Genomic DNA, 24046 nt, shown 5'->3' on the forward strand with positions numbered 1-24046 from the left:
TGGTTCGTTATTCAAATGAGCTATTGTTTGGCTTTATTTAGTATGGACAGCTTTGATCTGGGCTTGCACGTATTGCATAAATTCAGGCATATTTGTCAATCGACCTACGTCCACCTGCTTAGCAATATCAGAGTCCCTCATAGTCTTATTCCACTCTGTCATGCCTGATATCTGCGCCATGATATCCCACTCAAGCTGTTTGACGGCAAAGCTACTTACGATAGTGTTGACATAATAAACATAGATATCAGCCATAGTAAATTGCTCGCCTGCAATCCAAGGTGAGAACTGACTCAGACTATTCAAGGCGATAATACCGCGCTCTAAAACTTGACGTACCTCTATAGCAATAGGCTTAGGCACTGGAGTGCCTGAAAAAGTAAACGGTATCAAGCGGCGGCTTGGTAGCTCAAAGTACAACTCTGCTATCTTCATGATTTGACGTATGGTTGCGCGCTCTTTGGCATCGCTAGGGTATAGCGGCGTATAGGGGTAGCTCTCTTCAATAAAGTCGCAGATGACACTCGACTCTGATAGATCAAAACCATCGGGCATGGTAATAGCAGGCACTTTGCCTACAGGACTGACGGCTAGTAACTCGTCGCTACTCGGATAGACGAGGTTTTCTTGAAATGGAATCTCTTTGTGTAAGAGAACGTGTTTTACTAGGTTGTAGTAGTTGCTCGCGGCAAATCCATGCAAAGTGATCATAATTGGTTATCCGTAGTTGATATTGTTTTAGTTGATATTGCTTAAGTTGCCAATTTTCTTATTGACGTCCCTGTTAAGTCTAACTGAGTTACAGCATATTGAATGCGCTGTAGCAGTACTAAAGCGGTCCCTATAAAGTCAAATCTATTATTACTGGTTTTAATAGGCTTGTATATGCATACAAACGTGAATCACTATTGCTTTTATGACAATAATAAGGCGAAAATGCTCAGATATTGCACAATTGAAGATCTAAAAGGAGAGGGGAGTTGGATCAATTGCGAGCCATACGCTACTTTAGTAAAGTCGCTGAAACGGGCAGCTTTACTAAAGCGGCAAAGGCATTTGGAGTACCACCATCATCATTATCAAGGCGAGTTGCTGATCTAGAAAAGAATCTGGGTGCCACCTTGTTACAGCGCTCAACTCGCATTGTCAAACTGACAGAAGTGGGTCAGATTTACTATAACGACGTACAGCAAATACTCAGTCAGCTCAAACAAAGTGCTGAGACCGTTCAGAGTTATCAAACTACGCCTATGGGGCGTCTGCGCATCAGCTCCATGGTCGGCTTCGGTGAAAAAATCCTATTACCATTGTTAGAGGAATTTAGCGCGTTATATCCAAAGATTGTCTTGGATGTGAGCTTAAGTGATGAGCTGTCCACCCTTGGGCGTGATGACGTCGATATCGCGATTCGCGGCGGTTACGCGCCTAATGAGCGCGTGCTGGCGATAAGGCTTATGGACAATGGTTTTATACCTGTAGCTGCACCAAGTTATTTAGAGAAATATGGCATGCCTAAAGATGTAATGCAATTAGTACAGCACCGAGGTTTGTATTTTAAAGCGCCAACAGGGCCGACGCCTTGGCTTTGCTATATAGACAATCAATGGCACGATGTCTCAGGGCCTGCGGTCGCTATATCAAATAACGGGCCGTGGCTGGCAAAAAAGGCATGTAATGGCGACGGTATTTTGATGTCAACGCGCTGGGCGTTAGCCTCATATCTAGAGTCAGGACAGCTGATAGAGCTAAAGTTTGCGCATAAATTAGCGATTACCCAGCAGGCAGATATGGCGGTTTATTTGTTGTATCAAAAGCAGCGCTACTTAGTCCCTAAAGTAAAAGCCGCTGTGGACTTTTTGGTTAAGAGAATCAAAGTGGATAGTGAGCAGATAAATAATATCGTTGAATCAAATGCTAACTAACTATAAATAGAGTCTATTTAACATAATATACATTATACGAAAACAAACCAACGGTGTTTAGGGTTGAGTATATTTCTTTATTAGCTAAAAATAACATCATTGATTTTCACAGAATCTACTTAACCTTTTATAACTCACACGCTAGCATGATTTTAACGACTGATGATTAACGACAACTCTTAATTAAATGCTCTCGTAAAGATGCGCCGTCGTTATACAAGATAACATCCGCTATTTGGCAGACGCTCTCATCGCACACCAATTCATAATGCACATTGTCGCCTTGCGCTAAATTGACTTGAACCAATCCACTTGTCATCATTGAAAAGGTTTTGTCTTGCGTATAGTCAGGATCTTGCGAGCTCCACAGCACATCATAGCCAATATGGCAGGATATTTGCTCTTTATCAAAATAATCTTGCTCAAGCTGCATAGCAGCCTGTAGCTCTGGATTGGCGTATTGTTGCAATGTAGACGGATGATCTTGCCCTCGGTTGTGGCTATCTTGTTCATACATCTTAGCGATCGTTTCTACTTTTAGCGCAAAAGCGGTCTGTAGCGGCTCCGTTAGGTTTGCGCTTGCCGTTATTGCAAACACTCCTATGATAAGCACTGTTATTGACAAAATCGATTTTTGCATGGTGTCCTGCGTTTATGCTATCTTAAATCATATATTCATCAAAACACATAAAACGCTATCTCTACTTATAAGCATCATTTAAAAGGTCGCATTATTTAGGTTAAACGGACAACTACCGTTTGCTATATTCCCATACTGATAAGGATATTATTATGATCTCATCTCGTTTTAATTTATCTTACCCTTGTCTTAAGTCCCTATTGACCGTAGCACTCTTTGTACCCCTTGTAGTGACCAGCGGTTGTCAACTCTCTGCTGAGTCAAACGCGACGACACAGTCACCAAATAACACATCTACTCCCTCTGATATGAGCCAGCAAACCCTTATACAGCAAGCAATGCGTATTCAGCGTGCACTGGCCAATAACGCCTATACGAGAATCACCGATGATATTCATCCGACGCGTGGCGTGCGTTTTTCTATGTACGCCTATATTCAACCTGAATCCGACAAAGTGTTTAGCCGCGATCAATACGCACAATATCTCGATGAATCCAATATTCGCTTCACTTGGGGCCAAAAAGACGGTACTGGCGAGCTATATGTCACACCATTGCCAGATTATCTCAAAAATTGGGTGAAAGCCGACTATTATTACAACCAGTCAACGACCATCAACAGTAGCGCTGCCGTAGGAAATAGTATCAATAATTTGCATCAAATATATCAAAATTCAGACTATGTTGAGTTCTATAACCCCGGGGTCAATCCTGACTATGGTGGCCTGGACTGGCGGGCATTACGACTGGTATTTGATGAGTACCAAGGTAAGCGCTATCTAGTTGCTATTATCAGTGATAAATGGACAACATAAGTCGTTCATTTATGTGCGATTCATTATTGTTATAAAGTTTAGATAAAACATTAGATGCAACGCTCCATTCTTGATGACTACTACTATATATTCGTATTTAGTCATATATTAAATTGGGGATTGCTTAAAGAATTTGACCATGATGTCGTAAATATCAGGATAAGCGTCAACGAGCTTTTGCGGCGTCTCAAAGAATACTTCACTTAGCACAGCAAAGAACTCAGCAGGATTGGTCGTGCCATAACGATCAAGACCTGATTTGCGGTGTTTTTGGAAGTCCTCAAAGTCTCGACTCATAATGGTCGTCCAGCGCTTAGGGTCCATATCATGCTGCAAAGGCGGGAAACCATTGGCGCGGCCATTCAACATATCGAGCTTATGCACGAACTCATGAATAACCACGTTATGACCATCGCGCTCACCTGAATGCTTAGCATCTTTCCATGAGAGTATCACAGGCCCGCGCTGCCATGCCTCCCCGCTTCGATGCTGTTGGCCTTCGTGGACGATACCGAACTCATCGACTGTTTTGGCATCACTTTTGTAAGACCCAGGATAAATAATAATCGACGACCAGCCCGCGTACCAATCGAGATTTAGATTCAGTATCGGCAAACAAGCTTGCAAAGCAATCGACTGTTTGACCGCATCTGTAATCTCAAAGCCTTGCGCGCCTGTGATTGATTTGTCATTTAAGAATAAAGTAGCAAGATCAAATAAGCGCGCCATTTCTTCGTTGTCTAATCGATCCAATATAACGATGCGCTTAGCCGCGCGCTGCCAGTCATCATTTGTCAAATCGCTTTTATCTAATATGCGCTGTTCACGCCAGTCTTTTATCATCTCAAACATTCGGTATTTCCTCTATTTTTGGACCGTTTTGTATTCTTAATTAACCCTCTATTATTTATTGCTGCCATCGCATCAAGGTTGCTAGGCAAATAGCGTCTAAATTATAAAAAACATTACGTCGAACTTGACGCTTTCCTTCCTGACGAACTACCGAGGAATACTCGGTAGTTGCCTCTTTAAGCAATTCACCTTCTTGATAAATGTTTTTTAGATGCAATCCAATCGTATCGGAATCCTTTTTAAACAGAGTCGCTAATTGTGCTTGCGAGAGCCACAAAGTATAGTGTTCAAAGTATAGTGTTCTAAGCGAATTTCGATTTCAGCTTGTCCATTTTCTAGCTGATATCTCTCTATTCTGCTAATAGATTGCATCTAGTTATCCTCTATGATTTCGATGAGGCTATTCTTCTACTGCTTTTTTGAACTATCGCAAAATTTGCGACAGTTGCTTTGTCATTCAGCTTATAGCCATCCAGCTCATATTGGCTAACGATACGCGGCGATAATACTTATATACTGGCGAATTATTTTATCAATATTAATTTGCAGTATGAGGTCTATTTGTAGCTAGTTTATCGCTGCTTTTAGCAGCATCTTGCATTAACTGACGACCTTAGCAGTCGCATCTAATTGAGTCTCTACCACCCGAAGCGCCATTGACTTCCAATCCAAATCCTTGTCATGGGTCAGCGCAACATGATGACTGATACTCACATAACCATGCACGATGGCCCAAACATCTAACGCCATTTGACGGCGCTCTGAATGACTAGCCTCATCCGCTAAATATGAACCCGCTACTTGCACCAGCTTTGCAAAGGCTTCATCTCTTGCAGCGATAGCCTCCTCTGAGGGCACATAGCCTGCATCAGACTCCCCAAAGATGAGCCGATAATGCGCCTCGTGCTGTTCGCCGACAGTAAGGTAACCCAAGCACGACTCTAACACTTGCGCTTTACTCGCCTTACCATCGACAACGACATTCATAGCCTCGCTGACCAGATTGAAACCTTCGATATAAAGCGCGTCCAATATACCCTGCTTACCCTGAAAATGGCTATAGATGCCGATAATCGATGGTACTTATTTTAAGACCTCCGTGCCAGCCACACATACGCCAAGTTTTACGGTCGCTGATGGCGTCGAGTTTGCCCCTTTAAACGATTTACCTTATTTAAAACAAGCGCGCAAAGGCTACGTCGTCATTGGTGGCGGCAAAACAGGTATCGATGCGGTACTCTGGCTACTTGGTAACGATGTCAATCCAGACCATATCACATGGATTATGCCAAGAGATGGCTGGCTTATCGACCGCAAAAATACTCAGCCCTCGCGTGAGTTTTTTGAGCAGACTATGGGCGCGCAAGCCAATCAAGCCGAAGCGGTTGCTACTGCCGAAAATATAGAGGATCTGTTTGATCGCTTAGAGCAAGGCGGTGTACTAATGCGTATTGATACGAATGTGCGCCCGCAGATGTTCCATGGCGCAACCGTTAGTACTGATGAGCTGACCGAGCTACGTCGAGTCAAAAACGTGGTACGTAAAGGCCGCGTGACTCGAATAGACATCGATCAAATTGTCTTTACTGAAGAAGATAGCATAGCGACGACGACCAATACTATGCATATTGATTGCTCTGCCCGCGCGGTACCCGTGACCGAGACTTATGATGTCTTTCAAAAGAATAAGATTGTGGTACAAACGGTACGCTCTTATCAGCCCATTTTTAGTGCTGCTTTTATCGCGCACATCGAAGCCAGCTATGATGATGAAGCGTTAAAAAACAAGCTATGCCAAGTAGTGCCTCTACCCAATCATGATACCGACTGGCTAACGGGTCTAGTGGCACAAATGCAAAACCATATGCGTTGGACTAAAGAACCTGATATCCGTGAGTGGCTACTAAGCAACCGCTTGGATGGCTTTACTCATCTCACGCAGGTAAGCTGTGAGACAACCCCTGAACAGATGGCGATACTCATGCGTCTAAAAGCGGCAGGACCAAAAGCTGCTGCGAATATGCCAAAATTGATGTTTGAGGTGATGAAAATAACGGCCGAACGGTAGGCTCAGGTTCAAGTCCAAGCTTAAGTTATGATAGATAGCCATACCACTAAAAAGGACACTATCAACAGTCATACTGCTAAATAGTGATAGTTGATGAACGTTATGATCTAAATAAAACACAAGGAGAAGATAATGTTGGACACTAAGATGCAAGAATTCCAAACCAATAAGGCTGAGTTGACCCAGTCGCGAATAGTAGAGACGGATAAGCAAACAATTAATGACGGCGAAGTATTGGTAAAAGTCGATCGCTTTGCTTTTACCGCGAATAACATCACTTACGCAGTAATGGGCGATCATCTGCGCTATTGGCAGTTCTTCGCGCCTAATGGCGATAACGCAGAACAATGGGGCATCATTCCCGTTTGGGGTTTTGCCGATGTCGTTGAATCAAACAACGATGACGTCCCTATAGGTGATAGGCTTTTTGGATATTTCCCGCCAGCCACTGAACTTGTGATTAATCCTGTCAAAGTGGATGGTTCAAGCCTCATGGATGGTAGCGCTCATCGCTCGCATCTACCGCCAGGCTATAACTTATATCAACGCGTCAATGATGAAGCAGGCTACGACCGCGCTTATGATAATCAGCGCATGCTACTTGCCGTATTACACCTAACTGCGTTTTGTATCCACGATATGCTGACGAGCAACAACTGGTACGAAGCTGAGCAAGTCATCGTAATTAGTGCTTCTAGTAAGACTAGTTGGGGTATGGGCTGGTCGATGACGCAGATGCACCAGCAGCGATTGGTCTGACCTCTAGCCGTCATATAGACTTTGTACAGTCGATCGATGCCTATAACAATGTGCTGAGCTATGATGATATCGAAAACATTGACGCAAGCAAACCAACGGTCATCATCGATATGTCTGCTAATACTGATGTGCTAAGCCGCTTACACACGCATTTGGGTGATAATATGCGCTTTACGAGCAATGTTGGACTCACCCATTGGGACGAGCCGCGCCAGACCAAGGGTATTATCGCCGCGCGTAGTGAGCAGTTTTTTGCGCCCAGTCAAATTCAAAAGCTGATAAAAGAATGGGGCGCAGAAGAATTTAATAAGCGCTCCATGCGCTATATTATGGCATGCACTGCCAAAACGAGTACCTGGCTAAAAATTAAAGATCTAAAAAGTATTGAGGAGTTATCGACCGTTTACAAAGACGTTTGTGATGGCAAGATACCTGCTAATGAGGGTTTAGTCGTGGTCATGTGATAGCAAATTTACTAAAAATGCGACTTAGATTGATTGCAAATGCTAATTGAGAACCTCTTAAAAGGCAACGCATATAACTTATAAGTGTTGCCTTCTATCGTTTATCCCTAATATTAGGGCGTGTTTGATATTCGATCGTGTCAATGATAGAGACTATTTTTTAGGCGATACCCAGCCCTCTTCTTGCAAATACTCATATAAGCCTTCGGCAAAATAGCGATATCCTGCCGCATTGGGGTGAATCTGATCCGACTTAAGCCTTTCATTCGATATAATCTCTGACCAGCGTTTGCTATATAGCGATACGTTTTCGCTTTTGGCAATCTGCTTATAGATAGGATTATCACTAGCTCTACCGAATAACGCGCTGGTACTAAAATACGGCTCAGCGATGAGAATAACTGGAATATCCGCAGCTTTTAATCGTTGAACCGTTTGCGTGATATTGCTTGTCGTCGTACCTGATTGCACCCGCCTCAAGACGTCATTACCGCCGACTCCGAATAATACCAGATCAGGATTAAGAGTGATGACTTGATCTATACGCGCCAGCACATCAGCTGAGGTATCACCGTTGACCCCTAAATTGATAACCCGCCACCCTGTCAGTCCAGTCAATATACTAGGATAATTGCTTTGCGCGTTCGTACCATAGCCATAGGTGAGCGAATCACCTAAAGCCACTACGCTACTGCCCGCTGGCAAGACCTGCATATCTCTATCCCTACTACAGCCTGTAGTCGATGCAGCTGCGCCTATCATCATAGACAACATCATGACTATCGACTTAATATTAGTTTCACTTTTAATAAGTGTCATCCATTCGCCTTCTTTATTACTTTTTAATATATGGGACTCGTTGAGGTTGACAAGTCGTAAATTAAGTTTAACGTCTAAAATAAAATCTAACAAAAACAATTTATTAATATCAAACCTCTGTTGTGTAATACCCTATAGACAGGTTATAGTCATAGCAATTCTATGATATCGGCTTAGTTTTTACTCATTGCAAGACTAAGTTTGTCAACGATAGCCTGTCTATTTATCATAATTTGTCACTCAACCAAAGATGCGTGAGGTATTCATGACCAAAGAAACAACTCAATCTGCAAAACAAAATCAAAGCCAAGAGCAAGCCACGACGACAGATAAAGGTAATGGGCAGCAGCAAACACAAAGCCAATCCCAAAAAAAGCCCCATCCAAAACAGCAAAGCTTTGATGAATTATTAAGTAGTAAGGGCAAATATCGTCCCGTTGCAAAGTCCGTTGGCGACTGGTTAGACAATACCAGCATGGATGCTATTAACCATCTCAATGAGCAAGCCGAAAATATCTTTTATCGTAAAGGCGTCACTTTTACGGTCTACAGCGATGCTGAAAATATTGAACGTATGATACCTTTTGATATCATTCCGCGCATTATTTCAGGTAGCGAATGGCAAACGATAGAAAAAGGCTGTAAGCAGCGTATCACCGCATTGAATGCCTTTTTACATGACATTTATCATGATCAAGCCATTATGAAAGCGGATGTAGTCCCTGCCAGCTACGTCTATGCTAGTGGTTGTTATGAGCCATGGATGATGGGGATTGAGCTGGATAAGCCGATTTACTCCCATATCAGTGGTATCGATCTGATCCGTGATGAGTCTGGTAAATTTTGTGTGTTAGAGGATAATCTACGCACGCCATCAGGGGTGTCCTACATGCTTGAGAGCCGTAACATATCAGAGATGCTATTATCCGATATGTTTGCTCATACGCCGATTTTGGGTATCAGTGATTATCCAAACCGTCTCAAAAAATGCCTTGCCAGCTCAACGAGCAAATACGATCCACAAATCGTCATCTTGACTCCAGGGCGCTTTAATAGTGCTTATTATGAGCATGCGTTTTTGGCACATGAGATGAGTGTGCCCTTAGTACACGGCTATGATTTGGTGGTTGAGGACAGCAAAGTCTATATGCAAGGGATTCGCGGCAAAGTTCAAGTCGATATCATTTATCGCCGTATCGATGATCCTTTTATTGATCCATTAGCGTTTGAGTCCAATTCTATCTTAGGGGTTTCAGGGCTGATGAGTGCTTATCGCGCGGGTAATGTCGTCATTGTCAACGCTCCGGGTACTGGCGTGGCTGATGACAAGAGTCTTTATCCTTTCGTACCCGACATGATTAAGTTCTACTTAGATGAAGAGCCTATTCTGCCAAATATCGAGACTTATCAGTGCCGTAAGCCTGATGAGCTCAAATACGTCCTGGATAATCTAGACAAATTGGTCGTAAAAGAAACTCAAGGCTCAGGCGGTTATGGGATGCTCATTGGTCCGACATCCAGCAAAAAAGAGATTGAGGACTATCGCAAGCGCTTACTTGATAATCCAGCCGGATTTATTGCTCAGCCTACTATTTCACTCTCTACCAATCCTACTGCGGTAGCCGATGGTATCGCGCCCCGTCATATTGATTTGCGCCCCTTTATCTTAAGTCATGGTGATGGTTCAGTCGATATTGTACCGGGTGGTTTGACCCGCGTGGCGATGGTTGAGGGCTCACTCGTTGTCAACTCCTCTCAAGGCGGCGGTATCAAAGACACTTGGGTCATTGACGATAGTGATCTAGACAATCCTGATGCTGATAAATGCAATCCTGTCTCACTCGATACGGCAGCTGCCAGTCACGCCGAATATTACGATCGCGTACAGCCTACAGAAGCCGGCTATGAACAGCTAGATGATGCGCCAATGATCCTGCTGTTATCGACTGCCAGCCATCTGATTTGGTTGGGTCGATACAGTGAGCGGCTTTATTATTACGATAGTCTGATGAAGCAGCTGATCAAAGGCGATTTCAAAAAATCACAGGTACAGCATCTGATCACTCATTTGGGCTTTGAGGCCGACGCTGATGAGTCTTTTAAGGCCATGAAAGCGCAAATGATGACGGACTTAGAACAAACCATCATTCCTAGTGTGGTGCACTCGATTGAGACCAATGTTCAAGAAGCCAAAGGCGTCATCGGTAAAGACACCGCTGAGCTGTACAACTTGATTAAACGGCTTTCAAGCGCTGGGACTTATCGAGCAGCGACCTTGCAGTTGCATGCTTGTAACGCTGCTATGAAACAAGAGCATCCCACCGTGACTTGTTTTTGGCAATTAGGCCGACACTTTGAGCAGCTTGAGCGCGCGGTATTATTAAATGAGGACTCACTAGCCGCCAGTTTAGAATTTAAGCATTGGATCAACGAGCTACCAGAGAATACGCGCTGGCGTGAGCTGACTCGCCTGACCAATCAGATGATTAGATCTAAGCAAATTAGTGACTTTGATTTGATCAGCCAAGAGTTCAATATCATACTGCGCCAAGGGGTTTAATTAGGCATTAACTAAACGCCAAACCATTAAACGTGAGACTAAAGAATAGAGATAACAACAGGATGCTATTATGAAACTTCAAATCAGCCATCAAACCAATTATTACTATGATGAGCTTGCACAGCGTAGTGTACAGTATATTCGCATGACGCCTATGCAGCTACCGCATCAGGTCATTCATAAGTGGGATGTGATGCTACCTAAAGTTGCGACCAACCAAAAGGACGGCTTCGGTAACGACTGGCTTACTCTGAGTCGCAATGAGGCGCATAATAATTTGCAGATGCAAGCTTCAGGTATTGTTGAGATTAATACTGAGACACAGCGCCTTGAGGACATGGATCATGTCCCCTACTTGCTATTTACGGTACAGACGCCACTGACTAAATGCTCGAATGAGATGCGCGCATTTGCAGCACCTTTTTTGAAAAAGCCTACGCTCGATAGTCTAAAGACGATGGCCAATGAGCTGATCATGAAAATGCCTTTTGTAAAAAACGTCACTCATGTCGGAACGACAGCTGCTGAGTCTTTTGCCACTAGCGCTGGTGTGTGTCAAGATCATACGCATGTGTTTATCAGTATGCTGCGTGATCAGCAAATACCTGCCCGCTATGTATCAGGCTATCTTTATGATGACACCGAAAATCATATGGCAAGCCACGCTTGGGCGGAGGCTTATATGGATGGATATTGGTACACTTTTGATATCTCAAATCAAGCCTTTCAACCAAATTCACACGTCTATGTCGCTATTGGTCGCGACTATTTAGATACGGCTCCTGTACGAGGTGTAAGAATGGGCGGCGGCTATGAAAATCTTTACAGTCAAGTACTAGTTACTCGGTTATCATAGCGCACTTTTATTTATTGAGAAACGACAATGACTTATTGCGCTGCTATTCGTCTTAAAGATGGTATGGTTTTTGCGAGTGATACCCGTACTAACGCGGGCATCGATCATATTTCAACCTTCAGAAAAATCTATCAGTATGGTATTGAAGGTGAGCGTTTTATAGTTTTGCAAACTGCTGGTAGTTTAGCAACCTCACAAGCCGTTTTTACTAAATTACAAAGCGATATTGACCAAAAACTTGAAAGCAACCTTAATACTGTAGAGACATTATTTGACGCCGCGCAAATGGTTGGCGAATGTATGCGTAGCGTGATGAATCATGCCAAAGAAGTGGCTAATGCGGCTAAGGACGGCGGATTTACGAGCTCTTTTATGTTGGGTGGTCAGATAAAAGGGCAAAAACCTGAGCTTTATAAGATTTATCCCGAGGGTAACTGTATTCGAGCTACAGAGGATACGCCTTTTTTCCAGTTAGGCGAGAGTAAATATGGTAAGCCTATTCTCGATAGAGCAGTCACTTATGATACCGACGTCAATCACGCAGCCCGTGCTTTAATGTTGTCGTTTGATTCGACGATTCATTCAAACTTGTCTGTCGGTATGCCGATAGATTTTGTGCTATATAGAAATGATAGCTATACCCTACCAAAAGGTCGCCGTGTTGATGAGCGCGACGAGTATTTCAACACCATTCGTCATCAGTGGTCAGATGTGCTGCGTAATACTTTAGTCGAGCTGCCCGCCTGTCCTGATAATTATTGGGATTAAAGGATGATAATATGACCACTGGTACTTAGAGGGCGTGCCATTTTCCCAAAATTTTGAGCCATCTTTATACTTTTAACTCTCTGTTGTCTTCGATACTCACTAGGCGAGATCTCATATACTCGCCTAAAGGCTTGGCTAAAAGTTGAGTTCGACGAGTAGCCGACCATCTCACCAATCTGAGCGATACTACTATGCTGCAGGCGCAAGTGGCGCGCGCCAAGACGTAGCCGGTAGTCGGTCAAATAAGTCAGTGGAGGTATACCAACGACGTCTTTGAAACGCTGAGTAAAACCTGAACGTGACATTCCAGCCGCTTTAGTTAAGCGCGCTAAACCAGAGGTGTTCTATGAATACCGGACAGTTTGTAAAATGGATTATTGTTACTTGGGTAATAATGATTGTCTTGGCAGTTTTTATTGGCTCATGTGAATTGTGGATAAGAGGGTTTTGTAGTTAAATAATTTTGAATTAAAGGTAATATTAGAAGTGACTTCGACTAGTCAACGTAGGGTGCGTCTCGCGCACCGCTTATACTAGCTCTCTTTTCTGGTGCGCAGGGCGTACTCTACAAAAGCAATTTCTTACTATTCATGAATCTCCTTGATGCTTCTCAAAAGTTAACCTTAATACTCTTTCTACTAAATCCTAGTTGCACATTCGCCAGTATCAGTCCCGATAAGATAAGCACCATCGCTAGCATCTTCCACCATGTCACCACCTCCCCAGTCAGTAGCACTGAGGCAATCATTCCAAAGATAGGAACGAGCAAAGCAAAAGGCATAACTTTGGAGGCTGTATTTTGACTGAGTAGATGCGCCCATAGTCCAAAACCGATCAGGGTTGAGATATAGACGATAAACCCAAGCGACAGCCAAGACTTGAGTGAGGCTCCAGTAAACGTTGCGAGCTGCCAGGCATCTCGCTCAAATATTAAAGAAGATAGGATCAAAATAACGCAAGCGATTAGACCGCCCCATACCACTAATGATAGCGCAGACAATTTTGATGCTTTGTTCTGGCTAGTAGCAGGCAAGATAGTAGACACACTAGTACTCTGCTGCGTAGAAGCCTGCTTTGATGCGATATTGCCAAAGCTCCAACCAATCGCAGCAATCAAGATACAAATAAATCCAATCAAAGGCATATCACCGCCGAGGTTTAACGCAATCACACTCAGTCCTAGCACGCCGACTAGCATACCGGCGATTTGCATGCGACTCACTGATTCGCCCAAGATGACATAGGCCAGCAATACCGTGATAAAAATCTGCATTTGTAACAACAGTGCCGTCAACCCTGCAGATGCACCCAAATGCATAGCGGTGAATACAAAAGCGTACTGCATAACAAAGGTACCGATTGCATAGATAAATAACGTACGGTTAAACTTGGGCGGCTTCAGAAATAGCACTAACGGCACAGCGGTAAAGAAAAAGCGCATGGCGGTCAGCATTAATGGCGGGAAGCTCTCAAGGCTCCAGGCGATAAACGTGAAGTTCACACCCCAAATAAAGGCAACCAATACAGCTAATGCAATATGGATTGGGGTCATAGAATTGTCCTAGATATTGGTTTTAATTATTAGCATTAGGCTTTAATTCCGATTTTTATGAGCCTGTGGTGATAGCCAAAGCGCTATCATGCAATACAGTATCATGAGAATGATTATGACATAAATCATTCTTATCAGAACCTAGATACAAAAAAGCCAGATAGTTCACTATCTGGCTTTTTCTTATACTATTTTGAGTAATCGAATGAATCGTTTCATTAGATCATTAGATCATTAGGTATCAACTATTACGAGTTACCACCGCGATTGCCACTGTTTGAGCGGCCTTGACCGCCCGAGCGGTTTGCTGGACGACCTTGGCTACCACTTGGACGACCACGGCCTGTTGCAGCACGGTCACCGCGCGGTACGCCAGTACCATCACTACGGCTTGGACCACCCGTACGCTTGCCTTGATACGGCTTGCCACCAGAGCGCTCATTTGGCTTACCAGATGAGTCGCGCGGCTTGCCTTGATAACCACTGTCGTTGCTGGCTCGCTGAGAAGTACCATTGCTGCTATCACTTGAGCGACCACGGCTCTGCGCGCCGCTACTTGACTTGCCTGCGTAACCACCGCCATTACCTGAACGGCCACGGCCACTACCGCCGCCGTTTGAGCGACCACGACCACGTCCGCGACCTTTGGGTTTATTTTCACTTGGTACGTAAGTTTTCTTAGGCTCCATGCCCGCTATGACGCAGACTTCCATCTTACGATCGAGGTAGCGGTTGATGGCGTTAAGCTGCGGACGGTCATCCATGCTACATAGGCTAATAGCGACACCCGTACGACCAGCACGGCCACAGCGGCCAATACGGTGAACGTAATCTTCGGTCTGACGCGGCAGATCATAGTTGATGACGTGTGATAGAGCTGGCACATCAAGACCACGAGCGGCGACATCGGTTGCTACTAGGATTTTGCATTTGCCGTTACGCAGGTCTTGTACGATGCGGTTACGCTTGCTTTGTGGCAAATCGCCGTGCAAGAAGCTGGCTTTATGACCTTGCTCTTGTAGTGATTTAGCCAGTTTTTCAGTGCTGCGCTTGGTGGCGGCAAATATGATGATTTGCTCCATTTCAGGCTGGCAGACGAGTGTGTCTAGGATCTTGTTTTTGTGATTAAAGTCATCACAGTAATAGACAGTCTCATCGATGTGAGCCGATTCAACTTTGATAGAGACGCGCTCAGGATTGTTGGTAAAGCTGGCAGCGATTTTGCCGACAGGACCATCCCAAGTCGCTGAACACATAATGGTTTGACGATCGGTTGGCGCTGCACGTAGGATGTCACTGATGTCATCAGCAAAACCCATATCCAGCATACGATCTGCTTCATCAAGTACTAGAACCTCTAGGCTAGACAAATCAACTCGGCCTGCATTGATATGGTCAAGCAAGCGACCTGGCGTTGCGACGATAACTTGTACGCCTTTTTTGAGCGCTGTGATCTGACCATTGTATGGGGCGCCGCCAACTAAAGGCACACAAAATACGCCACGCATGTCTTTTGAATACGTACGTACGCTGTCATGGACTTGCTGAGCAAGTTCACGAGTTGGCGTTAAGATAAGCGCTTTAGTCAATTTATCAAAGCTAGTTGAGCGGCTCAAACGATCAAGTACAGGAATTACGAATGCGGCTGTCTTACCACTACCTGTTTGCGCAGATAATAAAAGGTCGCGACCTGCTAGAGCAAAGGGAATGGCCTGTGCTTGAATAGGTGTAGGATTGGTGTAGCCACTGCGATCAAGCGCAGATAAAATAGGTTTGGCAATGTTAAGGTCAGCGAAGGTGACTTGGTTTTCGTCAGTAGTATCACTGGCAGTAGCGTCTGTAGTAGGCGCTTGAGTAGCAGATGAGGTGTCAGTGCTTTCGATGATGCCGTTTTGGGCGGCGATTGTAGATAAGATATCAGTCATGAGTTGCCTTGGTAGTATGGGCTGCTGAACATTCAGCATGCCAGTTGCCTACCACTGATAACCGCGCATCACACAACTTAGATCATCTATTGATGATATTTGCTACTAAAAGCAGTCTAAAAAAGTTGTCTGTTGTCTGACGTATTTTGGTGGTAGCGCCGAGTGTCTTATCCTTGATTGTTATAAACGTTTTATCAAAGCTTTAATCCAAAGCCGATAAAATCAAATAACACCCAATTTGGCACATAGGCCAGTAGATAAGATATGAGTCAAAAATAATAGGATTATTTCAGAACACAAAATCATCGGCAACAATTACTCATGGTCATCCTAGACCCAAAATCGCAGGCGATGTTATCAATCTCATAATTCACACAATATTGAATTGCGTGGCGACATAGTATAGCACAGTAAAAGAGGTCTTCCTGTCTTTTTTAGAGCAATATTAAAGATTATCGATGACTATTATAAATGGGCGCTCAACACCGCTATTAGGCAAGCTATGGGCGAACTATATTGACATCAGACACATAAGTGGGTAATTGCCAAGCACCGCCTACCTCTACCATGCGGCATAGACCCGTCGTGCTTTCATGACTTTTGACAAAACGCTTGCCCGTCCATATCCAATCCGTCTTGGATATGCAGTCTCCTAAACTACGGCCCTTTTGAATCGCGCTTATTTTGCCACTTTTGTACTCAGTGGCATTGGTAGTGACGAGCTGCGGGTTGTAAGGCTTACGATCATTAATAACCCATGCTCCAGCGCCAGAATTGTATACTGCCGTCCAGCAGTTATGCTGCGCCAGTAACTTGGTACTACTTAAACGAGTCATCTGCCAAGAGGTGCCATCAGCGATATTAGGACAGCTACTAGTATCGTTCAGCGTCTGTTTGAGCATGGTCGCAAGATTCGACGCTCTCATCACAAACTTAGTGCTTTGATTGGTTGTTTTATTGCTAGGCAATACTAAATTAAGCGCAGGCGCAGTAGCAGCGGGCAACACGCTATCATTGGGTTTGGTCGCACTATCTGATTTTATTAGAGCGCTAGTAGTTCCCACTCGGCCCTGTACAGCGTCAACATGCGTCATAGCAGCAGTTGCTCCCTTATCAGAGACCTGCCAGCGCGTATTACGCAGTACCAGCTCAATCTTGCTCGACTTTGCCAACGCACCCAACAGTGCTGTGACTTGCGGCGCGGTAAGATCGGCATCCCCTGATGAAAATGGCTTTATCTCTCCCAGATCTTTATCATCGATAAACAGCGATATGCGGTGGCGATTACCTAATTGCATAAGGGCTTTAGCTGAGCTCTCTTTAGCGCCCCCAAATTTGACTTTGCCCTCAACACTAGTATTAACGCCTGCGCGGCGTACAAGCAAGATGGATACAGGCTGCTCACTACTTCCTTCTGCTTGATAGCCTGCTAGGCGACAAGTACGCGTGTTGTCGCATACTGCTTGCCAGTCTTGCTGCGTGAATTCTAAAGAAGTCGCAGCTTGAACAGAGGCGCTCGATAGCATAAGTGCCATAGCAATGCGAGTTGCGAACACGAGGTTGTCGCTTATTGGTTTTTTTATTATTTTAGCTAGATGTTTATTGATCTGTACCATAACCATAAGTCTGATCCTCCATTAGTAAAGCAAGAATATTCTGCTCTAAAGACAACATCTCCTCATTCTAACTCGGTAATGTTTCTTTGTATTATACCAATGTAGCATTATGTAATAGCGCAATCAATAAATCCAAGTAAAACTCCTTAAACAATAATCAATAACATTACATATGTGTTGACTTGATTAAAAAACAGCCTAATAAACTAAGTTTATCAGGCTGTTTTAAACTAAATTTTGGGATGTTCTTGACTGTAAAGTTAAAGGATTACTATTATCTTTAGTATTAGCGCATAGATTGAAGAGGGAGGTCAACGGCGCGTATCACAGCAGGACGCTTGGCTATGCGTTGTGCCCAGCGCAGTAGATTTTGATAGCTATCAACTTGCAAAAATTCACTCGCTTCATAGAGCTTACCTAGTACCAGCTGACCATACCATGCCCAGATAATGATATCGGCGATGTTATAGTCCGCTTCGCTATCACCGCATATATAGGTCTGATTTTGCAAATGCTTGTCGAGTACGTCGAGCTGACGTTTAGTCTCCATAGTAAAGCGATCTATCGGGTACTCCATCGGATACGGTGCATAGGCATAAAAATGTCCAAAACCACCGCCTAAATAAGGGGCACTACCCATTTGCCACATGACCCAAGATAGACACTCGGTGCGTGCGCGGCCCTGCTCCATCGGTATAAACTGCCCAAACTTCTCTGCTAAATACATCAAAATTGCGCCCGACTCAAATACTGCGAGCGGCTCATCTTGTGTATCGCCCGTGTGATCGACCAAAGCGGGTATCTTGGAGTTAGGGTTAATCTCAACAAACCCTGAGCCAAACTGGTCGCCCTCAGAGATATCGATCTTGTACGCATCGTACGCCGCCTCTTTGATACCAAGTTCGGCTAATTCTTCTAGCAAGATATTGACCTTAATACCGTTTGGCGTGTTTAGGGAATATAGCTGTAGTGGTGCTTGTCCTACTGGTAGCGCCTGCTCGTGCCGTGATCCGGCTTCTGGGCGATTGATGCTAGCAAACTTGCCGCCGTTTTCTTTATCTGGTGTCCAGACTTTAGGCGGTGTATAGGGCTGTGCTTGATTGTCTGTGTTATTCATTGTTCATCCTTTAAATGTGGTGTATTGGATACGATAGTATACGTTTATAGATGTTGTACCGTATTTTGAGAGAGTGATAATATCGCCTTACTATAACGGGCGCTAGTTATGATAATAAAGTCCTCTTTGGTAATAACGTATGGCTTGTCTGTTTACTTTGCTACTCTTTTATTGTTTAGGCGTTGTTCTTATACTAGCGCGACTTAGATCATTTAACATTAGGCGATAATGGTAACCTTGACCCCAACTCAGCAAAAGTTCTTGCCTTATGTATTGGCAGTAGCTTTGTTCATGCAGATTCTTGATGCCACCATTTTAAATACCTCACTTCCACAGATGGCGCAAGCCTTGGGCGAATCGCCGCTTAAGATGCAATGGGCGGTCATTAGTTATGCTTTGGCCTTAGCTATTTTTATTCCGGTTAGTGGTTTTTTGGCGGACAAATACGGTACTCGGCGCGTGTTTTTATCCGCTATTGTTGTCTTCTCCATTGGTTCCATAATGTGCGCCGCCTCTGCTACTTTAGATATCTTGATAGGATCTCGTATCATACAAGGGTTGGGCGGCGCAATGATGACGCCAGTTGCGCGCCTGATCTTGGTCAAGTCCTATCCACGCAACCAGCTGCTTACCGTCATGAATTTTGCGGTCATTCCCGCGCTGATCGCCCCGCTAGTTGGTCCTGTACTTGGTGGCTATATCGTACAGTATGCCAGCTGGCACTGGATATTTTTGATTAATATTCCTATGGGGCTGCTAGGATTCATCATGGGGCGCAAACTAGTGCCCGCTCTGTTCGAGGATACCCAGCGTTTGGATTGGACAGGGTTTGGCTTGTTTGCGGCAGCGGCCTGCGGATTCACTCTAGCCGTTGAATTTGGCGCGCAGTCGGGTCGCGGGCTATATGGTCTCTTGCTTGGCATTATCGCATCGATATTGATAGGCGCATACGTTTGGCATGCCAAGCGCCAGACAGCGCCCCTGTTCCCGCTAGGTTTATTTAGTATTCGAACCTTTCGTATCGGTATCGTCGGCAACCTATTTACCCGTCTTGGTATTAGCGCTGTCCCGTTTTTACTGCCGCTATTATTACAAGTAGTGTTTGAATACTCGCCATCACAAGCAGGCTGGCTTCTTGCGCCCATCGCTATTGGGGCAATAGGTATCAAGCCTTGGGTCAGTAAACTTATTCAGCGTTATAGTTATCGTAAAGTCCTAGTTGTCAATACCATCTCACTTGGCGTGCTCATCATCGTTCTCGCGCAGTTCAATGACCCCTCTTATTGGATGTGGTATATTCCGGTGCTGATTTTGATGGGCGCTAGTAATTCTATGCAATTTAGTGCGATGAACACTTTAACCATAGGCGATCTACAAGGCACGCAAACGAGTAGCGGCAATAGCCTGATGGCAGTCAATCAGCAATTGGCTATTGGTTTTGGTATCGCTTTTGGTGCGGCAGTTTTAAACCTATTGCGTGAACGCATGGAATTTGATACCTTACTTGCCTTTCAAACGACCTACTGGATATTGGGTATTTTAACCATATTATCTGGATTGCATTTTTTGCGTTTAGGACCTAGAGACGGTGATGGCTTGTATTGATGTGTGCAGTCTTTTCTAGGATAAAAGTACAAGACTCTATGAGCAGTTTTCGTAGTTACATCATCGCGTTCGTCTTGAATCATTATCACCGCCTTTGTCTTTTGAAGCACAAATCAGCTTATTCATGATGTATTTAGACAGCCATAGGATGCCTTCCTACTACTTATATGCATGATATAAAATATAGTGTAGATAAAGTTTATAGGACGATGGCTAAAACATTTAACCAAATACGCTGTTACTATTTAAGATAGCAAATAACAGATGTCTAAGAGATTTTTTTGAAGACACATAAATATTTGAAATAATTGAAAATTATGTTAGCGCCCTCTAGGTTATTGTTATGTGTAAATATTACATGAATATGACACTGACTATATGTTTGTAAGTGGATATTGGTAGTGAGTAGTGCTTTTACAAAAACTGTAAAGTTTTCAATCAATATTCGATTATTTATTCATCTGCTGATATATTGTGCTTTTTAAATCAAACCATAAGTTGGATAACTCTATGTCTACTGATATTTTTGTAATGCAACCGCTTGGACTATTTAAAGCTTTGTCCGATCCAACTCGGTTGAACATTTTTTATATTTTGTATAAAAAAGAAGCGCGCTGCGTAGGTGAATTGGTCGATATGCTAGATCAGCCGCAGCCAACGATATCGCGTCACTTGAACCATCTCAAAAAAATAGGGCTGCTAAATGCGGTACGAGATGGTACTTGGATGTGGTACGAAGTCGCTAATGATTTGCCCGCATGGTGTCAAGTTATCTTAGAGTCCACTCATGAGACGATGGTCAAACATGCCGATGGTCAAAAAGCTCCGCTTGTTGACCTTTAGTAGTGATCTTTAAGTGATTGTCCCTAATCTAAATATAAAGCTCAAAAAAAAGACCTATTGCAATAGGTCTTTTTTTTGTTTAACCGTTGAGCTCAATGCTGTGACAGTCGATACTATATTAAATCCAAAAAGTACTAGACCAAATCTAAAAAGTCACTAACAAAGGCGTTGCTGGTCTGCTCAATCAAACTCTCAGGCGTCCCTACTTGCTCAACGCGTCCTCGATTCATAACCACAATCTCATCCGATATAGCGCGCGCCTCTTCTTGATCATGAGTCACCATGATGCTTGTGATACCTAGCTCGTGATGAATGTTCTTGAGCCACGTGCGTAGCTCCTTACGCACCTTAGCATCGAGCGCGCCAAAGGGCTCATCTAATAGTAGTAACTTAGGCTTGACCGCAAGGGCTCGTGCCAGCGCAATACGTTGACGCTGCCCCCCTGAGAGCTGATGCGGATACGCATTGGCCAGTTGCGGTAACTGTACCAGCTCTAGTAAGTCAGCCACGCGCTGCTTGATCTCAGTCTTACTAGGACGCTCATTTTTGGGCAATAACGTCAAACCAAAGGCGATGTTGTCAGCGATGTTTTTATGCCGAAAAAGAGCGTAATGCTGAAACATAAAACCGATATGACGTTTTTGTACGGGTGTGTTGGTCACGTTAATGCCGTCGAACAATATATGACCTGAGTCAGCATATTCAAGCCCTGCGATAATACGTAATAACGTAGTCTTACCGCAGCCTGAGGGGCCAAGCAAAGTTGTGAGCTTACCTGTTGGTACGGTGATATTGATATTATCTAACGCCGTAAATTCACCAAAGGTTTTATTAACGTCTCTTATCTCAATACTCATAGTGATGTCTCTTATCGATGCTAATTTAATTCTATTTTGATGCTAATAAGGTTGGCTCTTCTTCATGTCAAATGGTCTATCGTACTATCTTTATCTTAGACCTCTTTATCTTAGTTATCGACCTGTTTCGTTATCAACGGTAGCATTGGCGCTCACAGGTAATTTGGGCGCAGCGGCTAAACGCTCAGACTTGGCAAACTTACGTGATTGCATCTTAGTCATAATCTGCTGCACAAGTAAGGTCACTAACGCCAAAGCAGCAAGAAGACTGGACAAGGCAAAAGCTGCGGTAAAGTTGTATTCGTTATAGGCAATCTCAACCAGTAGCGGCATCGTATTAGTCTCACCGCGAATATGTCCTGATACGACGCTGACCGCGCCAAACTCGCCCATCGCACGCGCATTGGTTAGGATCAAACCATAGAGCAATGCCCATTTTATATTGGGCAAAGTAATATGCCAAAACGTTTGCCAACCGCTGGCGCCAAGGGTCAACGCGGCCTGCTCCTCAGAGTCTCCTTGAGTTTGCATCAAAGGTATCAGCTCACGCGCCACGAAGGGAAATGTCACAAATAGTGTCGCAAGGACGATACCCGGCACAGCAAAGATTACTTGAAATCCTAGACTCTCAAGCCAGCCGCCAACGGGCGAGTTCAAGCCAAACAATAAGATAAACATCAAACCTGCAACCACAGGCGATACCGAAAATGGCAAATCGAGTAAAGTGGTGACCAGCTGTTTGCCCTTGAACTGATAACGTGTGACCAGCCAAGCAATAGCAATACCCATTACCATATTAATCGGTAAGATGATAGCCGCTGTTAGCAAGGTCAGCTTAATTGCCTGTAGCGCTTCTGGCTCAACTAAGGAGGCAATATATAACTCCCAACCATTTTTGAGCGCCTCATAAAACACGGCAAGTAGCGGTATGACCAGCATGATGACCATAAATAAGACAGCAATACCGATAAAGGTACGTCTGATCCATGGCGTGTCTTTGGTCGCAGGATTACTCTGGTAGTCGTAGCTATTGGCTATTTGCATATTAGCGTGCTCCTACGCGGCGGGACAATCGCCACTGGACGATATTGATACTCAATAAAATAACAAAGGAGATCATCAGCATAAATAGTGCCACTGCCGACGCCCCTTGAATATCGAACTGCTCTAATTTACTGATAATAATAATCGGTAAAATCTCGGACTGCATTGGGATATTGCCTGCGATAAAGATGACTGAACCATACTCGCCCGTTGCGCGCGCAAACATCATGCCAGCGCCCATAAATAAGGCTGGCAAAAGCTCAGGCAAAATAACTTTACGAAAAGTAGTCAAACGATTGGCACCAAGTACCGCAGAGGCCTCTTCAAATTCAACGGATAATTCGGCAAGTACCGGCTGTACGGCGCGGACGATAAAGGGGAAGCTGACGACAACGAGCGCAAGCCAAATACCAATAGGGGTAAAGGCGACTTGAATACCAATCTTGTCAAACCACTGCCCTATCAAACCATTGGGCGCATAAAGCGTCGCAAGCGAGATACCAGTCACCGCTGTTGGTAATGCAAACGGCAAATCAACCAAGGCATTGATCAGTGATTTTCCCCAAAACTCATAACGCACCAGAACCCAAGCGACAAGGGTGCCAAACACCATATTGGTTAGCATGGCCAAAAATGACATCCACAAGCTCAGCTTAATTGCAGCGGTCACTTGCGGCTGTGAGATGGTCTCCCAAAAGCCTGCCCAGCCCATCTGTGTCGTGGTATAAGCCATCATCGCAAACGGCAATACCACCAGTAGGGATAAGCTAAAGACAGTAATACCCATGCTCAGACCAAATCCTGGTAACACGTTGCGCTGCCGCAAACGCATAAGCCAGCCTCTATTAGGCTCAGACGTACGGGTAGAAGGAGTCTTTGCGCTCATAATGATGGTCCTATTTATTCTTATTTTACTAGTCTTATAGACTTGAACGTATCAAGACAATCAAATGCTTGAATCTGT

21 protein-coding genes and 1 pseudogene are annotated in these 24046 nt (G+C 44.2%); 9 read left to right on the top strand and 13 right to left on the bottom strand.

Features of this window, described 5'->3' with window-relative positions; all coding sequences use genetic code 11:
* Positions 1 to 33: 33 nt before the first annotated feature.
* The gene (locus ACR64G_RS06170; RefSeq protein WP_435978449.1) at positions 34 to 711 is read right to left on the bottom strand and encodes a glutathione S-transferase family protein; all 678 of its coding nucleotides are present in this window, start codon (positions 709 to 711) and stop codon (positions 34 to 36) included.
* 269 nt (positions 712 to 980) lie between these two features.
* Here ACR64G_RS06170 and ACR64G_RS06175 point away from each other — a divergent pair, with 269 nt between their 5' ends.
* Entirely contained in the window at positions 981 to 1922 is a 942-nt protein-coding gene (locus ACR64G_RS06175) for a LysR family transcriptional regulator (RefSeq protein WP_435978450.1), read from the top strand.
* A gap of 166 nt (positions 1923 to 2088) precedes the next feature.
* On the opposite strand, the gene ACR64G_RS06180 is transcribed toward ACR64G_RS06175, so the two are convergent.
* Entirely contained in the window at positions 2089 to 2562 is a 474-nt protein-coding gene (locus ACR64G_RS06180) for a hypothetical protein (protein ID WP_435978451.1), read from the bottom strand.
* Between the two features lie 152 nt (positions 2563 to 2714).
* Between ACR64G_RS06180 and ACR64G_RS06185 the strand changes: the two genes are divergently transcribed.
* Positions 2715 to 3377: a hypothetical protein gene (locus ACR64G_RS06185; protein WP_435978452.1), complete on the top strand. Its 663-nt coding sequence runs from the start codon at positions 2715 to 2717 to the stop codon at positions 3375 to 3377.
* Positions 3378 to 3485: 108 nt separating this feature from the next.
* On the opposite strand, the gene ACR64G_RS06190 is transcribed toward ACR64G_RS06185, so the two are convergent.
* Both ACR64G_RS06190 and ACR64G_RS06195 read right to left on the bottom strand, forming a co-directional pair.
* Positions 3486 to 4229 (bottom strand): zinc-dependent peptidase, encoded by a 744-nt coding sequence (locus tag ACR64G_RS06190; RefSeq protein ID WP_435978453.1) that lies wholly within the window; start codon positions 4227 to 4229, stop codon positions 3486 to 3488.
* Between the two features lie 600 nt (positions 4230 to 4829).
* Positions 4830 to 5261, bottom strand: a complete 432-nt coding sequence (locus tag ACR64G_RS06195; RefSeq protein WP_435978454.1) for a TetR-like C-terminal domain-containing protein — start codon at positions 5259 to 5261, stop codon at positions 4830 to 4832.
* 31 nt (positions 5262 to 5292) lie between these two features.
* On the opposite strand from ACR64G_RS06195, the gene ACR64G_RS06200 reads away from it, so the two are divergent.
* Positions 5293 to 6297, top strand: a complete 1005-nt coding sequence (locus ACR64G_RS06200; RefSeq protein WP_435978455.1) for a hypothetical protein — start codon at positions 5293 to 5295, stop codon at positions 6295 to 6297.
* Between the two features lie 288 nt (positions 6298 to 6585).
* Positions 6586 to 7520: pseudogene (locus ACR64G_RS06205) on the top strand (DUF2855 family protein).
* Positions 7521 to 7673: 153 nt separating this feature from the next.
* On the opposite strand, the gene ACR64G_RS06210 reads toward ACR64G_RS06205, so the two are convergent.
* The gene (locus ACR64G_RS06210; protein WP_435978456.1) at positions 7674 to 8339 is read right to left on the bottom strand and encodes a GDSL-type esterase/lipase family protein; all 666 of its coding nucleotides are present in this window, start codon (positions 8337 to 8339) and stop codon (positions 7674 to 7676) included.
* A gap of 265 nt (positions 8340 to 8604) precedes the next feature.
* Between ACR64G_RS06210 and ACR64G_RS06215 the strand changes: the two genes are divergently transcribed.
* From ACR64G_RS06215 to ACR64G_RS06225, 3 genes are all read left to right on the top strand, one after another.
* Entirely contained in the window at positions 8605 to 10899 is a 2295-nt protein-coding gene (locus tag ACR64G_RS06215) for a circularly permuted type 2 ATP-grasp protein (protein ID WP_435978457.1), read from the top strand.
* Positions 10900 to 10969: 70 nt separating this feature from the next.
* The gene (locus ACR64G_RS06220) at positions 10970 to 11755 is read left to right on the top strand and encodes a transglutaminase family protein (protein ID WP_435978458.1); all 786 of its coding nucleotides are present in this window, start codon (positions 10970 to 10972) and stop codon (positions 11753 to 11755) included.
* Positions 11756 to 11782: 27 nt separating this feature from the next.
* Positions 11783 to 12523, top strand: coding sequence for a peptidase (locus ACR64G_RS06225; protein WP_435978459.1), 741 nt, complete (start codon positions 11783 to 11785; stop codon positions 12521 to 12523).
* Here the strand turns inward: ACR64G_RS06225 and ACR64G_RS06230 are convergent.
* The 5 genes from ACR64G_RS06230 to yghU form a co-directional block, all read right to left on the bottom strand.
* A complete protein-coding gene (locus tag ACR64G_RS06230) occupies positions 12520 to 12828 on the bottom strand; it encodes a helix-turn-helix transcriptional regulator (protein WP_435978460.1) in 309 nt (102 codons plus the stop codon). The genes ACR64G_RS06225 and ACR64G_RS06230 overlap by 4 nt on opposite strands.
* 305 nt (positions 12829 to 13133) lie before the next feature.
* Positions 13134 to 14075, bottom strand: coding sequence for an EamA family transporter (locus ACR64G_RS06235; protein WP_435978461.1), 942 nt, complete (start codon positions 14073 to 14075; stop codon positions 13134 to 13136).
* Between the two features lie 248 nt (positions 14076 to 14323).
* Positions 14324 to 16000, bottom strand: coding sequence for a DEAD/DEAH box helicase (locus ACR64G_RS06240; RefSeq protein ID WP_435980660.1), 1677 nt, complete (start codon positions 15998 to 16000; stop codon positions 14324 to 14326).
* A 500-nt stretch (positions 16001 to 16500) separates the two neighbouring features.
* Positions 16501 to 17622, bottom strand: a complete 1122-nt coding sequence (locus tag ACR64G_RS06245) for a DUF1176 domain-containing protein (RefSeq protein WP_435978462.1) — start codon at positions 17620 to 17622, stop codon at positions 16501 to 16503.
* Positions 17623 to 17902: 280 nt separating this feature from the next.
* Positions 17903 to 18733, bottom strand: a complete 831-nt coding sequence (gene yghU, locus ACR64G_RS06250) for a glutathione-dependent disulfide-bond oxidoreductase (RefSeq protein ID WP_435978463.1) — start codon at positions 18731 to 18733, stop codon at positions 17903 to 17905.
* A 228-nt stretch (positions 18734 to 18961) separates the two neighbouring features.
* Between yghU and ACR64G_RS06255 the strand changes: the two genes are divergently transcribed.
* Together ACR64G_RS06255 and ACR64G_RS06260 are read left to right on the top strand one after the other, a co-directional pair.
* A complete protein-coding gene (locus ACR64G_RS06255) occupies positions 18962 to 20338 on the top strand; it encodes a DHA2 family efflux MFS transporter permease subunit (protein ID WP_435978464.1) in 1377 nt (458 codons plus the stop codon).
* Between the two features lie 510 nt (positions 20339 to 20848).
* Positions 20849 to 21181, top strand: coding sequence for an ArsR/SmtB family transcription factor (locus tag ACR64G_RS06260; protein WP_435978465.1), 333 nt, complete (start codon positions 20849 to 20851; stop codon positions 21179 to 21181).
* A 134-nt stretch (positions 21182 to 21315) separates the two neighbouring features.
* On the opposite strand, the gene ACR64G_RS06265 is transcribed toward ACR64G_RS06260, so the two are convergent.
* From ACR64G_RS06265 to cysT, 3 genes are all read right to left on the bottom strand, one after another.
* Positions 21316 to 22038 carry a sulfate/molybdate ABC transporter ATP-binding protein gene (locus tag ACR64G_RS06265; RefSeq protein WP_435978466.1) on the bottom strand — a complete coding sequence of 241 codons (723 nt, stop codon included), beginning with the start codon at positions 22036 to 22038 and terminating at the stop codon, positions 21316 to 21318.
* 114 nt (positions 22039 to 22152) lie between these two features.
* Entirely contained in the window at positions 22153 to 23082 is a 930-nt protein-coding gene (gene cysW, locus ACR64G_RS06270) for a sulfate ABC transporter permease subunit CysW (RefSeq protein ID WP_435978467.1), read from the bottom strand.
* A 1-nt stretch (position 23083) separates the two neighbouring features.
* Positions 23084 to 23914 (bottom strand): sulfate ABC transporter permease subunit CysT, encoded by an 831-nt coding sequence (gene cysT / locus ACR64G_RS06275; RefSeq protein WP_435980661.1) that lies wholly within the window; start codon positions 23912 to 23914, stop codon positions 23084 to 23086.
* Between the last annotated feature and the right edge of the window lie 132 nt (positions 23915 to 24046).

Source organism: Psychrobacter sp. DM4, assembly GCF_051307035.1.
GTDB lineage: Bacteria > Pseudomonadota > Gammaproteobacteria > Pseudomonadales > Moraxellaceae > Psychrobacter.

Bases quoted from the DNA above. Each gene is read 5' to 3' on its own strand.
- ACR64G_RS06215 (WP_435978457.1), top strand. From the start codon at position 8,605: ATGACCAAAGAAACAACTCAATCTGCAAAACAAAATCAAAGCCAAGAG.
- ACR64G_RS06235 (WP_435978461.1), bottom strand. From the start codon at position 14,075: ATGACCCCAATCCATATTGCATTAGCTGTATTGGTTGCCTTTATTTGG.
- ACR64G_RS06265 (WP_435978466.1), bottom strand. From the start codon at position 22,038: ATGAGTATTGAGATAAGAGACGTTAATAAAACCTTTGGTGAATTTACG.
- ACR64G_RS06170 (WP_435978449.1), bottom strand. From the start codon at position 711: ATGATCACTTTGCATGGATTTGCCGCGAGCAACTACTACAACCTAGTA.
- ACR64G_RS06185 (WP_435978452.1), top strand. From the start codon at position 2,715: ATGATCTCATCTCGTTTTAATTTATCTTACCCTTGTCTTAAGTCCCTA.
- ACR64G_RS06200 (WP_435978455.1), top strand. From the start codon at position 5,293: ATGCCGATAATCGATGGTACTTATTTTAAGACCTCCGTGCCAGCCACA.
- ACR64G_RS06260 (WP_435978465.1), top strand. From the start codon at position 20,849: ATGTCTACTGATATTTTTGTAATGCAACCGCTTGGACTATTTAAAGCT.
- ACR64G_RS06245 (WP_435978462.1), bottom strand. From the start codon at position 17,622: ATGGTTATGGTACAGATCAATAAACATCTAGCTAAAATAATAAAAAAA.
- ACR64G_RS06190 (WP_435978453.1), bottom strand. From the start codon at position 4,229: ATGTTTGAGATGATAAAAGACTGGCGTGAACAGCGCATATTAGATAAA.
- ACR64G_RS06220 (WP_435978458.1), top strand. From the start codon at position 10,970: ATGAAACTTCAAATCAGCCATCAAACCAATTATTACTATGATGAGCTT.
- ACR64G_RS06225 (WP_435978459.1), top strand. From the start codon at position 11,783: ATGACTTATTGCGCTGCTATTCGTCTTAAAGATGGTATGGTTTTTGCG.
- yghU (WP_435978463.1), bottom strand. From the start codon at position 18,733: ATGAATAACACAGACAATCAAGCACAGCCCTATACACCGCCTAAAGTC.
- ACR64G_RS06180 (WP_435978451.1), bottom strand. From the start codon at position 2,562: ATGCAAAAATCGATTTTGTCAATAACAGTGCTTATCATAGGAGTGTTT.
- ACR64G_RS06210 (WP_435978456.1), bottom strand. From the start codon at position 8,339: ATGACACTTATTAAAAGTGAAACTAATATTAAGTCGATAGTCATGATG.
- ACR64G_RS06240 (WP_435980660.1), bottom strand. From the start codon at position 16,000: ATGACTGATATCTTATCTACAATCGCCGCCCAAAACGGCATCATCGAA.
- ACR64G_RS06230 (WP_435978460.1), bottom strand. From the start codon at position 12,828: ATGTCACGTTCAGGTTTTACTCAGCGTTTCAAAGACGTCGTTGGTATA.
- cysW (WP_435978467.1), bottom strand. From the start codon at position 23,082: ATGCAAATAGCCAATAGCTACGACTACCAGAGTAATCCTGCGACCAAA.
- ACR64G_RS06255 (WP_435978464.1), top strand. From the start codon at position 18,962: ATGGTAACCTTGACCCCAACTCAGCAAAAGTTCTTGCCTTATGTATTG.
- cysT (WP_435980661.1), bottom strand. From the start codon at position 23,914: ATGCGTTTGCGGCAGCGCAACGTGTTACCAGGATTTGGTCTGAGCATG.